Source organism: Natronobacterium haloterrestre (assembly GCF_900112205.1).
In the GTDB taxonomy this organism is placed as follows: domain Archaea; phylum Halobacteriota; class Halobacteria; order Halobacteriales; family Natrialbaceae; genus Natronobacterium; species Natronobacterium haloterrestre.
Genome location: NZ_FOKW01000005.1, coordinates 150,795 through 163,071 on the forward strand (window position 1 = coordinate 150,795; position 12,277 = coordinate 163,071).

Below are 12,277 nucleotides of genomic sequence, written 5' to 3' on the forward strand. Positions count from 1 at the left end.
CGTTACCACTATCAGGCGGTATTACACTGGTACTACTACATGAACGTGGCACGACTCCTTCTTCCCGGACGCGTCCGGCGGAGCTACACCGCGAAGCTGGGGGCGATCTTCGCCCTCGTGATCGCGGTCACCGTCGCGTTCGGCGGGGCAGTCTACCTGGAGATCACGGCTGCCATCGCCGAGGCGAACGCCGGCGGGGACGGGAACGTGGGGGAGGTCGCGGTTTCCGCGATCCTGGGACTGATCGTACTGACGGTAATCAACCTCGGACTGGTCGCGTCGACGGTCGGGGGGAACACCGCCGCCTCGCTGTCCTCGTTGTCGAAGAAGGCGAACCGGATGAGCGAGGAGGAACTCGACGTCGACCTCGAGACCCGCCGTAACGACGAGATCGGCGACCTCTACGACTCCTTCGCCGAGATGCGCGACTCGCTGCGCGAGTCGATCGAGACCGCCGAGCGGGAGCGCGAACGCGCCGAGGAAGCCCTCGAGGAAGCCGAGACCGAGCGCGAACGCGCCGAAGCGGCCCGCGAGGAGGTCGAACGCGAGCGCGAACGCCTCGAGGAGATCAACAGCAATCTCGAGCGGGAGGCCGAGCGGTTCAGCGGCGTGATGGCCGACTGCGCCGACGGCGACTTCACGCGGCGACTCGAGGCCCGCAGCGACAACGACGCGATGGTGGCGATCGCGGAGTCGTTCAACGAGATGATGGACGGGATCGAGGAACTGGTCGGCCGGATCGACGGCTTCGCGGAGAACGTCTCCGAGAGTAGCCAGGAGGTGCGAGCAAATGCCGAGCACGTGATGGACGCAAGCGAGGACGTCAACCGGACGATCCAGGAGATCTCCAACGGCGCGAACCGCCAGACGGAGAACATCCAGGAGATCGCCCGCGAGATGGACGACATCTCCGCGACGACCGAACAGATGGCCGCGAGCGCGACCGGCGTCGCCGAGACCTCCCAGGAGGCCGCAAGCGCCGGCGAGAAGGGCCGCGAGACCGCGGAGAAGGCCATCACCGAGATGAACGAGGTCGAGGCCCAGACCGAGGAGGCCGTCGAAGCCATCGAGGCGCTCTACGAGGAGACCCAGGAGATCGGCGAGATCACCGAACTGATCGCCGACATCGCCGAGCAGACGAACCTGCTCGCGCTGAACGCCTCGATCGAGGCCGCCCACGCGAACGCCGACGGCGACGGCTTCGCGGTCGTCGCCAGCGAGGTGAAGTCGCTGGCCGAGGAGACGAAGGAGGCGACCGACGAGATCGACGATCTGATCGGGCGCATCCAGGAACAGTCCCAGGAGACCGTCGAGGACATCCGGACGACCAGCGACCGGATCTCGCGGGGCGTCGACACCGTCGAGGAGACCGTCGACTCCCTCGAGCGGATCGTCGAGGCCGTCGAGGAGGCAAACGCCGGCATCCAGGAGATCAACGAGTCGACGGACACCCAGGCCCGTTCGGCCCAGCAGGTCGTGAACATGATCGACGACGTCGCCGCGGTCTCCGAGGAGACGGCCGCGGAAGCCGACAGCGTCGCGAACGCCGCGGAGACGCAGGCCGAATCCGTCCGGGACGTCTTCGAGCGGGTCGACGACCTCGCGGACGAGTCCGACGCCCTGCTCGAGATCCTGCAGGACGCGACGGTCTCGCGGAGCGGAACCGACGATCGAACCGCACGGACCATCGCGGGTGATGCGGCATGATCGACCTCCCGGTCTGGTTCGCGATCGGTGCCCTCGGCATGTTCGTCGGGACCGTGGCGTTCGTCTGGGGCGGCCTCTCGGCCAGTGAGGGGTACGTGCGGTACTACGCCACCCTGGCGGCGATCAGCCTGATCGCGACCGTCGCGTACGCGGTGATGGCCCTCGAGATCGGCTGGTACACGGTCGACGGCCGCGAGGTGTTCATTCCCCGGTACATCGACTGGATCCTCACGACCCCGCTGTTGCTCGCGTTCCTCGGATTGCTCGCGGATGCCGACCGGGATACCCTCCTCAAGGTCGTCGGCGTCAACACCGTCGTGATGGTCGCGGGCTTTGCGGGGGCCGTCCTCTCGGGCACCGAGCGGTTCGCGCTCTTTGCCGTCGGCGGCCTCGCGTACGTGGGACTCGTCTACCTGGTCGTCGGCCCGATGACGGCACAGGCCGCCGGGCAGGACGACGGCATCGAGTCGCTGTTTACCAGCCTGCGGAACCTCACGATCATCCTCTGGTCGGTGTATCCGGTCATCTGGCTGCTCAGCCCCGCCGGGTTCGCGCTGCTCACCCCCGGCGTGGACGTAATGCTGATCACCTACCTCGACCTCCTGACGAAGGTCGGGTTCGGCCTGATCGCGCTCAACGCGAGTACGGTCATCGAGGCCGAATACGAGACGACGGGGATCGAAGCCGGCGCCGAACAGCCAGCCTGAGCGCGGAGCCGAGCCTACTTTTTTCGCGGTCCGTCCCGAGTAGCCGGTATGCCGACCGTCCTCGAGACCTACATCGAGAACCGGTTTCGCGTCCAGCCGAACCACGCGAACAACAACGACACGCTCCACGGCGGGAACCTGATGAAGTGGCTCGACGAGGTCGCCGCGATGTCCGCGATGCGCTTCGCCGGCGAGACCTGCGTCACCGCGCAGGTGAACGAACTCGACTTCGAGCGGCCGATCGGGATCGGCGACACGGCGTTGATCGAGGCTTACGTCTACGATTCCGGCCGGACGAGCGTCCACGTCGCCCTGCGGGCCTGGCGGGAGGAACCCCGCAGCGGCGAGGCCGAGAAGACCACCGAATCCTCGTTCACCTTCGTCGCGATCGACGAGGACGGGTCGCCGGTCTCGGTTCCGGACCTTTCCGTCGAGACCGACGAGGGCCGAGAACTGCGCGACCGGGCGCTCGAGGCGGAGTACTGACCACTACGGGCGCGGTCACGATTCACCAACGTCATCGAACCGCCGAAGAACGTTTTCCGGAACGGGGTTGACGTACTCGAACGGCTCGTCCACGCACAGTTGTTCGAAATCCCTGTCAGTCGTCACGAGAGCGTCTACGTCGGCCCGTCGAGCCAGCGCGACGTAGAAACAGTCGTACACGTCGTGGTTCTTCTCCGCGCTGATTTCGTAGGCTTCGAGAACCGCCTCGTCGTCTACGTCGACGAACTCGAGCGGATACTGCAAGAACGACGAAACGGCGTTTCTCGCCTCGTACGATTCGAACCCGAGATCTTCGAGAACCCACTGGATCCGAAGCGGGAGATAACCGAAGACGACCAGGGTATCACCGCCCGTAAGCGCCGATGCGATCTCCTCAGTAACGTACGGATAACCGGGGTGGTCGTCGACTAACTGGATAGCGAGAGCGTTGAGGTCCGGAAGAATTCGTTTCGAGGCCATCTACCGTCCACCGAACGTCGCATCTCCGGCGTCTCGGAACGCCTCTTCACCCCACTCTTCATCTCGAGTTAACGTCTCGAGTTCAGGGAGATCCCGGACGAGTCGGATATCACCGCCATCACGGACGACCCGGAACTCGGTTCCGTCTTCGAGGTTGAGATCGTCTCGTAGCTCTTTCGGGATCGTTAGTCGTCCACGATGGTTGAGACGCGCCGTTCCGTACTCCTCGTCGGCGTGGTCCTCGGACGTACTCACGGGTGATCACCCTTGTACGTGGTGAAGGGATCGATCACCATAAAATTCTGGGAGTGGATCGTGGTGAGCGATACGAAGCGATAACTACCGTTCTTCGGAGAGCACCAGTACGTGCCGCGTCAGCGACCGGTGGACGCGTCGCTCGAACGCCGCCTCGAGTTCCCACCCCGCTTCCCGAGCCTCCGAGGCCCACGAGCGGTCGGCGACGACGACCGCCCGCGGAGCCACGCGCCGCGCTTCCGATAGCGCCCCGGCAACGAGGTCCTCGAGCCGGTGGGTGTCGATCTTCGACTGCCGGCCGTAGGGCGCGTCGAAGACGACGCCGTCGACCGCGTCGTCGGCGAGCGGAAGGCGCGTCGCGTCGCCGCGGCCGACGGACCAGCCCCCCCGCTCGACGCCGATCGGCGAGGGTTCGTCGACCTCGAGGAAAGCCCGCAGGTTCTCGCGGGCACCCTCGGCCATCTTTCGCTGGGCGTCGGTACCGATCACGTCCGCGCCGACGAGGCCGGCCTCCACGAGCACGCCGCCGGTGCCACACATCGGATCGAGGACGGTCGCGCCGGGCCGTGCGCCGGCGACGTTGGCGATCGCGCGGGCCAGCAGGGGATCCATGCTCCCCGGCTGGAAGAAGGGTTTGTCCGTCGGCGCGCGCTCGCCGAAGTCCCGGACGCTCTCGGCCGCGAGCCAGCCGAGGGCACAGACCGAGACGTCCTCGCCCCGTTCGGACTCGGCGTCGTCGGCCTCGCTCTCGAGGACGCCGTCGTCCGCGTCGTCCGTGAGTCGGCCCTCCGAGAACGTCGCCCGCAACAGGTGGTCGGGGTCCTCGAGGTCCACGGAGAACCCGCGGTCGACCAGAACCTGACCGAGTTCCCGCTCCGCTCGTTCCGTACTGATCCCCGTCGAACCGTGGACGTCCGTCGCCCGCACCGCGACCGGGCCCTCCCGGTCGATCGGCGCGGCCTCGAGCAGCGTCCGCGCGCTCTCGAGGTCGGCATCGGTCCGCCCGAGGAGGTCGCTCGCCCGGTGTGTGTAGGCGAGTCCGCGGACACGGTCGGGGACGACGGCGTTCGCGACGGCGAGCCCGGGTGCGATCCGCTCGAGGCCGGTCGCGGCGCTTCTCGCCTCGCAGGCCGCGAACGCGTCGTCCTCGCCGCCGAGCTCCAGCAGGTACACGCCCGTTGCTCGTCGGGGCTCGAGTATCAGCCTGCCGTTTTCTCAGCGGGGCGCACGACCGGTTTGATAAATCAATCCCTTGCACCCGCTAAGCCGACCGATATCGGGCCCTGCGCCGGATATCGGCCAGGGAATAAAGCGGACATATCAGTCCGCGGCACCAACCTTTATAAACCTTAAATACGTCTTTTTAAGCGACTAATGACGGATCCGAAGGACACCATCAACATCGAAAACGTGGTGGCGTCGACCGGCATCGGCCAGGAACTCGACCTCCAGAGCGTCGCGATGGACCTCGAGGGGGCCGACTACGACCCGGAGCAGTTCCCCGGTCTCGTCTACCGTACCCAGAATCCCAAGTCCGCCGCCCTGATCTTCCGTTCGGGGAAGATCGTCTGTACCGGCGCGAAAAGCACCGACGACGTCCACGAGAGCCTGCGCATCGTCTTCGACAAGCTCCGTGAACTCCAGATCCAGGTCAACGAGGACCCCGAGATCGTCGTCCAGAACATCGTCACGTCGGCGGACCTCGGCCGCAACCTCAACCTGAACGCGATCGCGATCGGTCTCGGCCTCGAGAACATCGAGTACGAGCCCGAACAGTTCCCCGGCCTCGTCTATCGGCTCGACGAGCCCGAGGTCGTGGCACTGCTGTTCGGCTCCGGGAAGCTCGTCATCACCGGCGGCAAGAAGCCCGAAGACGCCGAACACGCCGTCGACAAGATCGTCTCCCGACTCGAGGACCTCGGCCTGCTCGAGTAACGGGACTCACTCGCCGCTTCGATCGCCGTCCCTCGAGCGACGGTGTCGGCTCGGTCGGGCCCGATCCGCGGGTTCTCGGCCACGTCTCGTCGTCGTCCACGGCCGCGCCCACGTCCGTCCGTTTTCGTCCGTGTTCCGGTTCCAGCCCGGCTTCGGGGTCGCCTCACAACGCCGCTCCTATCCTCGGTGACCGACGGCCGGCGCTCGCGGCGATCCGGGACCATCACGCCGCAGGATTCGCCGGCCGGTGGTTGACGGGACTGGGGAACGAAGACGGGAAAAATGCAACCGCTCTTCCTCCTGGCGGGCGCTGCGGTGCTCGTCGCCGTGATCGTGGACATCCTGTGGACGACGCTGTGGGTCGACGGCGGCTCCGGACCCCTGTCCGGTCGACTGACGACGATCGTCTGGCGCGGGCTGCGACGCGTCAGCCGCGACGACTCACGGGTACTCGGCCTCGCGGGACCCCTGATCCTCGCGCTCACGCTCGCGATGTGGATCGCCCTGCTGTGGCTCGGCTGGACGTTGCTTTTCGCCGGCGGCACGACCGCGCTCGTCAGCACCCAGACCGACCAGCCCGCGACCTGGTCCGGCCGGATTTACTACGTCGCCTACACGATGTTCACGAACGGGAACGGCGACTACACGCCCACCAGTTCGACCTGGGAGATCGCCAGTTCGTTCACGACGGCGACGGGGATGGCGTTCGTCACCCTGGGCGTCTCCTACGTCCTCGCGGTGCTCGGGGCCGTCTCCGAGAAGCGATCGTTCGCCAGCGACGTCACCGGCCTCGGCGACCGCAGCGAACGATTCGTCCGCACGGGGTGGGCCGACGGAACCGGCGACGCGGACGGCGACCGCAATCCCACCCGCGGCCTCGAGCTCCCCCTCGAGTCGATGGCCACCCAACTCTCGCTGCTCGCGGAACAGCACAAGTCCTACCCGATCCTCCACTACTATCACAGCGAGAGCGATGGCGAAGCCTCGGCGATGGCCGTGGCGATCCTCGACGACGCCCTGACGCTGCACCGCCACGGAATCCCCGACGGCCGGGGACTCGATCCCGCGCTGATCGAGACCGCGCGAGCGAGCGCGGACAGCTACCTCGAGACCCTCGACGAGGCGTTCATCGACCCGGCCCCGGAGGAGCCACCCGAACCGGACCTCGACCGACTCCGGGAAGCGGGGATTCCGACCGTCCCGGACGACGAGTTCGAAACAGCACTCGAGGAGTTGAGCGACCGCCGCCGGAAGCTCCGCGGGATCGTGGAGGCCGATGCCTGGGAGTGGCCGCCGACGAGCGGCGACGTCGAGGGGGGAATCAGGGAAGAGGTCGCCCGGTAATCGTCCGTTACTCGACGGTCCGTGGCTCGTTACTCGGCGCTCGTCACTCGATCGACGCGAGGTACGCCCGACCGTCCTCGGTGATTCCGAACACGTCGGTGGAGATCCGACGGACGTGTCCCCGGGACTGTAACGCGTCGCACCGCTGGGTGACCGTGATCGGGTGAGCGTCCAGTTCCGCGGCCAACTGGGTCGCCCGCGCTGGGCCACGCTCCTCGAGGGCCGCCAGAAGCGCCCGATCCGAGCAACGCACCATTCGTGGGTGAAGCTACCACACCACACTGGGATATAGTGGTTTCCCCAACCCTCGCGCGCCGAGGAGTCACTCCGACGCCGGAAACGACGCTCCGATCGGGGGACGGCGAAACCGCCGAACGAACGAAACGGCCGGCGATTCGCTCGAACTTCGGACCGATCATACCGAGTTTTCGACCGTTTATCCGGGCCTAATTCGCCGATACTGGCCCGAATCCTCCGTGACCGTCGAAACGGGTTGGCGACTTTAACCGTACCCAGGGCGTGGCACTCGAGTACATGCCGACCCATCCCGACCGTACGTGGCGGCAGTCCCCCGGAGCCCGGACCGGATCGAACCGAGCGAACGCGGCCCCCCGCAGTCCCGGCGGCCACGCGCTCTCGCGTGGCACGCTCGAACGAGTCCTCGAGAACGACCGCCGGCGAGCGACCCTGGAGACGCTCCTCGAGGCCGGCGAGTCGCTCTCGCTGGGGACGCTGGTCGGCCGACTCGCGGACGCCGAGGGCGACGCGACGACGGTGAGTACGGTCCACGAACGCCGCCAGCGCGTTCACGTCTCGCTGTGTCGCACGCACCTTCCCCTGCTCGAGTCCCACGGGCTCGTGGCCTACGATCGGGAGCGAGGCCTGGTCTCGCCCGGCGACCGACTGTCCGCGGTCAAGACGAAACTCGAGGCGGCGCTCGAGGCGACCGACGGCCGGTGAGGGACGGCCGATCCGTTTGACACAGGTGTTAGTACTGAACGCATCGTCGGTCGACCGGCCGAGTCGGAGACAGTCAGAGGCACGGATTCCGACTCGGCACCCCTGTTACCGGACCGAATCGGATCGTTAGGCGTCCCGGCCGAACCCTTTCTCCCGTCTCCGTCGTAGTCGAATCGTCCGCCGACGGTAGTAACAGAGCCCACTCCGGCACTCGAGGACGAGTCTTCGAAAAAGAACGACCGAACGGAATCGTACCCGACTCCGGCTTACTCGACCAGCCGCTCGATCTCGGTCACCAGCACGTCGCTCGCGCCGACCTTCTTGACCTCCGTGATCGTCTCGAAGACGTCGCTCTCGTCGACGACCGCGTGGACCGCAACCTTGCCGTCGCCGTTCTCGTCCGCGATGTCCATCACCGTCGGGCCGCCCATCCCCGGGATCACGTCCCGTACCTGATCGAGGCGGTCCTCGGGGACGTTCATCATCAGGTACCGCTTCCCTTCGGCCTGCTTGACCGAGGCCAGCGCGGTCCTGACCTCCTCGATCTTCGGGTCTTCGAGGGCGTCCTCCCGGGCGAAGAGGCGGACGGAACTCGAGAGGACCTCCTCGACGACCGCGAGTCGGTTCATCTTCAGCGTCGTCCCGGTGCTCGTGATGTCGACGATGGCGTCGGCCATCTCGACGTGGGGCGTGAGTTCGGTCGCCCCCGTCACTTCGACGACGTCCGGTTCGGGGTCGACGCCCGTCTCCGCGAAGAAGTCCCGCGTGATGTTCGGGAACTCGGTGGCGACGGTCTTGCCGGCCAGGTTCTCGACCGCCGTAATGTCGCCGTCCTCGGGCGCGGCGAGGACGAGTCGACAGCGGCCGAACTCGAGATCGAGCAGTTCGGCGACGTCGTCGACGCGGGCCTCCCGGACCTGATCGTAGCCGGTGATCCCCGCGTCCGCCGCGCCGTCGGCGACGTACTCCGGGATGTCAGCCGCGCGGGCGAACAGCACGGAGACGTCGGGATCGACGGTATCCGCGTAGAGCTTTCGATCCGCACCGTTCTCGAGATGGAGCCCCGCCCGCTCTAGGAGGTCGATCGTCGGCTCGTGCAGGCGGCCCTTGTTGGGAACGGCGATACGCATTGTGCGTCCGTTCGGGCCGGTGCGGGAACTGTTTTTCTATGTCGCTCGCGTCGGTTCCGACGGCGTCCGCGAGCGGACGGCCGCTCGAGCAAGGCGAGCAGGAAGCTCGTCCGCCGTCCGCGGAACGACCTCAGAGCGAGAGGTCCGCCCGCCGGAGCAGTTGCGCGTTGATCGCCACGATCACCGTGCTCGCGGACATCAACACCGCGCCGACCGCCGGGGAGAGCAAGACGCCGATCGGCGCGAGCACGCCCGCGGCCAGCGGCAGGGCGAAGACGTTGTAGCCGGCAGCCCAGGCGATGTTCTCCTGCATCTTCCGGTAGCTCTTCGCGCTCAGCCGGACGAGACGTGCGACGTCCCGCGGGTCGTTCTCGACGAGCACCACGTCAGCCGACTCGACGGCGACGTCGGTCCCCGAACCGATAGCGATCCCGACGTCCGCCCGGGTCAGCGCCGGCGCGTCGTTGACGCCGTCGCCGACCATCGCCACCAGGTGACCCCGGTCCTGAAGCTCCACGATCTTCTCGTCTTTGTCCTCCGGCAGCACTTCCGCGAAGACGGTGTCGATCCCGAGGTCGTCCGCGACGCTTCGGGCTACGTCCCGGTCGTCGCCGGTCAGCATCGCCACCTCGACGCCCATCCCGTGAAGCGCGTCGACCGCCTCGTAGCTCGCGTCGCGGATCACGTCCGCCAGCGCGATCGCGCCGACGACCTGCTCGTCACGGAGGACGTAGACGACCCCCTCGCCGCGCTCACCGGCGTCGTCCGCGAACCGCTCGAGGGCGTCTCCCGGGTCGATCTCGAGGTGACGAAGGAGGTTCGGACCGCCGACCGAGACCGTGTGACCGTCGCGATCGGTCGTATTAGCGGCCGCTCGGTCCCGGCCGGCGTCGCCGACGACGGCCGGCGGAGCCTCGCCTTCGATCGTCGCCCGGACCCCTCGCCCCTCGAGGGCCTCGAACCCACGCACGTCGGGGACCGAGAGCCCGCGGTCGCGTGCCTCCTCGCGGATCGCCTGCGCGATCACGTGTTCGGAGTCGCCCTCCGCGGCGGCCGCGAGGGTCACGACGTCGTCCGGGTCCGGGTCCGGGTCCGGGTCCCGGTCCTCGAGCGCCGTCACGTCGACGACGCCCTGTTCCCCCTCGGTGAGGGTCCCGGTCTTGTCGAAGACGACCGTGTCGAGCTCGCGGGCCCGTTCCATCGCGATCCGGTCGCGTACGAGGATGCCGTTTCGTGCGGCCATCGAGGTGTTGATCGCGACCACGAGCGGGACGGCCAGCCCGAGCGCGTGCGGGCAGGCGATGACGAGGACGGTGACGACCCGTTCGACCACTGGCAGGCCGAATCCGACGGCGACGGTCCAGGCGACGGCCGTCACCGCCGCGACGCCGACCGCGGCGTAGAAGAGCCAGCCAGCCGCTCGGTCGGCCAGCACCTGGGTCCGGGAGCGGCTCTCCTGGGCCTCCTCGACGAGCCGCATGATCCCCGACAGCGTCGTCTCGTCGCCGGTCGCCGAGATTCGAACTCGGAGGCTGCCCTCCCGGTTGGTCGTTCCGCCGATGACCTCGTCGCCCGGTTCCTTCCCGACGGGTTTCGACTCGCCGGTGACCATCGCCTCGTTGACCTTCGACTCCCCCGTCTCGACCACGCCGTCCGCGGGGACGTTCGCCCCGGGCCGGACGAGCACGAGGTCGCCCTCCTCGAGCACGTCGACGGGGACCTCTTCCGTCTCGCCGCCCTCCGAAACCCGTTCGGCCGTATCCGGCAGCAGTTCCGCGAGTTCGTCCAGCGCGCCCGACGCGCGCCTGACGGATCGCATCTCGATCCAGTGGCCGAGCAGGAAGATGACGATCAGCGTCACGAGTTCCCAGAAGAACGGCTCGCCGATCCCCGACAGGGCGGCCGCGAGGCTGTAGACGAACGCGACGGCGATCGCGAGCGAAATCAGCAACATCATCCCCGGTTCGCGGTTTCTGGCCTCGACCGCGCCCATTCGGAGGAAGGGCACGCCGCCGTATGCGAAGACGATTACGCCGAAAACGGGACCGACGAACTCGCTGCCCGAAAACTCGAGGGCGGCGTAGCCGAACCACTCCTGGATCATCGGGCTGTAGTACAGCACCGGGAGCGCGAGGACGAAACAGACGAAGAACCGGCGTTTGAACAGTTCCTCGTGGTCCGAGTGGTCGACGTGGGCACCGTCGTCGCCGTCGCCGTCGCCGTCCCCGTCCCCGTCCCCGTCCCCGTGGTCGTGTTCGGCCCCCTCTCCTCGCTCGCGGCCGTGATCGCGGTCCTCGTCGGGCTCCCCCAACTGGCGGTCCGCCTCCGCCGTCCCCTCGAGCCCCGTCGAAGGGGCGGCACCCGATTCCGGGACCTCCCGGTAGCAGCGACAGACGCGACAGCACGAACAGTACGCGTCGGTCGGACTTCGCCCCTCGTCACGGTCCGTCCTCGTCGACCGCGGCGAGGCGTCGGGGGCGGAATCGACGTCGACCATAGCGTGTGAGTACGACCCACGCCGTCATAGTCCTCATCCATGCACCGTCCCAACGCCCGCCGGGAGGACGGCGAACCGGTTCGGCCGAGCGTAGCGTCGGCGGGCACGAAAAGCGTAACACGTAGGGAACCGTCGAGCGAAAGCCGAACGGGACCGTGGATCGAAGGACGCTCGACAGGATGGTAGCCGCCGTCGTCGCCGGAATCCTCCTCCTGGGTGCCGGCGCGGCCTGGCAGACCTACCGACAGGCCCAGGCTCACGCCGGCATGATGGGCGGCCACGGCGGGACGATGCACGGCGTCCACCCGGTCTGGTACCTGCTGGGGGCCGTGCTCGCCGGGGGAATCGTCGCCGGCGCGTACGCGCTCGGTCGGGAGCAACTCGTCGGCGGGACCGAACCCGAAGCCGAAGCCGGACCCCCGACCGCGGGGAGCGAAAGAGACGACTCTCCAGCCGCTGGCGGTCACGGAAGCGGCGACGACGGAACCGGGAGCAGTGACGGGCAGCGGGCCGAAGCCACCTCGAGCGCGACGGCCGTTCTCGAGGTGCTCCCGGAGGACGAGCGCCGCGTCCTCGGGCCGGTCGTCGACTCGCCGGGGCTGACGCAGATCGAACTCCGCGACCGGGCCGATTTCTCGAAGAGCAAGGTCAGCCAGACCGTCACCGACCTCGAGAAGCGGGGACTCCTCTATCGCGAGAAACAGGGCCGTACGTATCGGGTGTACCCGAGCGACGACCTCGAGGGTGACGGATAGGGTCCACGGAGCAGACGACGA

At 67.6% G+C, this 12,277-nt stretch carries 13 protein-coding genes; 7 read left to right on the forward strand and 6 right to left on the reverse strand.

The features are described 5' to 3' along the window. Positions 1-39: 39 nt before the first annotated feature. Genes BM113_RS11445 through BM113_RS11455 form a run of 3 tightly spaced genes read left to right on the forward strand, consistent with a single transcriptional unit; the run spans position 40 to position 2,900 of the window. Complete coding sequence (locus BM113_RS11445) at positions 40-1,707, forward strand: methyl-accepting chemotaxis protein (RefSeq protein WP_089788112.1); 1,668 nt, start codon at positions 40-42, stop codon at positions 1,705-1,707. After that, positions 1,704-2,414, forward strand: coding sequence for a bacteriorhodopsin (locus BM113_RS11450; RefSeq protein WP_089788114.1), 711 nt, complete (start codon positions 1,704-1,706; stop codon positions 2,412-2,414). The genes BM113_RS11445 and BM113_RS11450 overlap by 4 nt, the downstream gene beginning before the upstream one ends. 48 nt (positions 2,415-2,462) lie before the next feature. Beyond that, complete coding sequence (locus BM113_RS11455) at positions 2,463-2,900, forward strand: acyl-CoA thioesterase (protein WP_089788116.1); 438 nt, start codon at positions 2,463-2,465, stop codon at positions 2,898-2,900. Between the two features lie 15 nt (positions 2,901-2,915). On the opposite strand, the gene BM113_RS11460 is transcribed toward BM113_RS11455, so the two are convergent. The 3 genes from BM113_RS11460 to BM113_RS11470 form a co-directional block, all read right to left on the reverse strand. Further along, positions 2,916-3,380: a type II toxin-antitoxin system VapC family toxin gene (locus BM113_RS11460; protein ID WP_089788118.1), complete on the reverse strand. Its 465-nt coding sequence runs from the start codon at positions 3,378-3,380 to the stop codon at positions 2,916-2,918. Next, a complete protein-coding gene (locus BM113_RS11465; protein WP_089788120.1) occupies positions 3,381-3,635 on the reverse strand; it encodes an AbrB/MazE/SpoVT family DNA-binding domain-containing protein in 255 nt (84 codons plus the stop codon). It abuts the gene before it with no gap. 84 nt (positions 3,636-3,719) lie between these two features. Beyond that, complete coding sequence (locus tag BM113_RS11470) at positions 3,720-4,808, reverse strand: methyltransferase domain-containing protein (protein WP_089788123.1); 1,089 nt, start codon at positions 4,806-4,808, stop codon at positions 3,720-3,722. 201 nt (positions 4,809-5,009) lie between these two features. Between BM113_RS11470 and BM113_RS11475 the strand changes: the two genes are divergently transcribed. After that, a complete protein-coding gene (locus BM113_RS11475; protein ID WP_006671604.1) occupies positions 5,010-5,570 on the forward strand; it encodes a TATA-box-binding protein in 561 nt (186 codons plus the stop codon). A 282-nt stretch (positions 5,571-5,852) separates the two neighbouring features. Next, complete coding sequence (locus tag BM113_RS11480) at positions 5,853-6,914, forward strand: potassium channel family protein (protein ID WP_089788125.1); 1,062 nt, start codon at positions 5,853-5,855, stop codon at positions 6,912-6,914. Between the two features lie 43 nt (positions 6,915-6,957). Here the strand turns inward: BM113_RS11480 and BM113_RS11485 are convergent, their stop codons facing one another. Next, the gene (locus BM113_RS11485) at positions 6,958-7,170 is read right to left on the reverse strand and encodes a helix-turn-helix domain-containing protein (protein ID WP_177209153.1); all 213 of its coding nucleotides are present in this window, start codon (positions 7,168-7,170) and stop codon (positions 6,958-6,960) included. A 263-nt stretch (positions 7,171-7,433) separates the two neighbouring features. Between BM113_RS11485 and BM113_RS11490 the strand changes: the two genes are divergently transcribed. Further along, positions 7,434-7,874: a DUF7344 domain-containing protein gene (locus BM113_RS11490; RefSeq protein ID WP_245758032.1), complete on the forward strand. Its 441-nt coding sequence runs from the start codon at positions 7,434-7,436 to the stop codon at positions 7,872-7,874. A 266-nt stretch (positions 7,875-8,140) separates the two neighbouring features. Here BM113_RS11490 and hisG read toward each other — a convergent pair whose 3' ends face one another. Both hisG and BM113_RS11500 read right to left on the reverse strand, forming a co-directional pair. Next, positions 8,141-9,004 (reverse strand): ATP phosphoribosyltransferase, encoded by an 864-nt coding sequence (hisG, locus tag BM113_RS11495; protein ID WP_089788127.1) that lies wholly within the window; start codon positions 9,002-9,004, stop codon positions 8,141-8,143. A gap of 130 nt (positions 9,005-9,134) precedes the next feature. Next, positions 9,135-11,501: a heavy metal translocating P-type ATPase gene (locus tag BM113_RS11500; protein ID WP_089788129.1), complete on the reverse strand. Its 2,367-nt coding sequence runs from the start codon at positions 11,499-11,501 to the stop codon at positions 9,135-9,137. 179 nt (positions 11,502-11,680) lie between these two features. Here BM113_RS11500 and BM113_RS11505 point away from each other — a divergent pair, with 179 nt between their 5' ends. Continuing rightward, positions 11,681-12,256, forward strand: a complete 576-nt coding sequence (locus BM113_RS11505) for a helix-turn-helix transcriptional regulator (protein WP_089788130.1) — start codon at positions 11,681-11,683, stop codon at positions 12,254-12,256. The last annotated feature ends 21 nt before the right edge of the window (positions 12,257-12,277 follow it).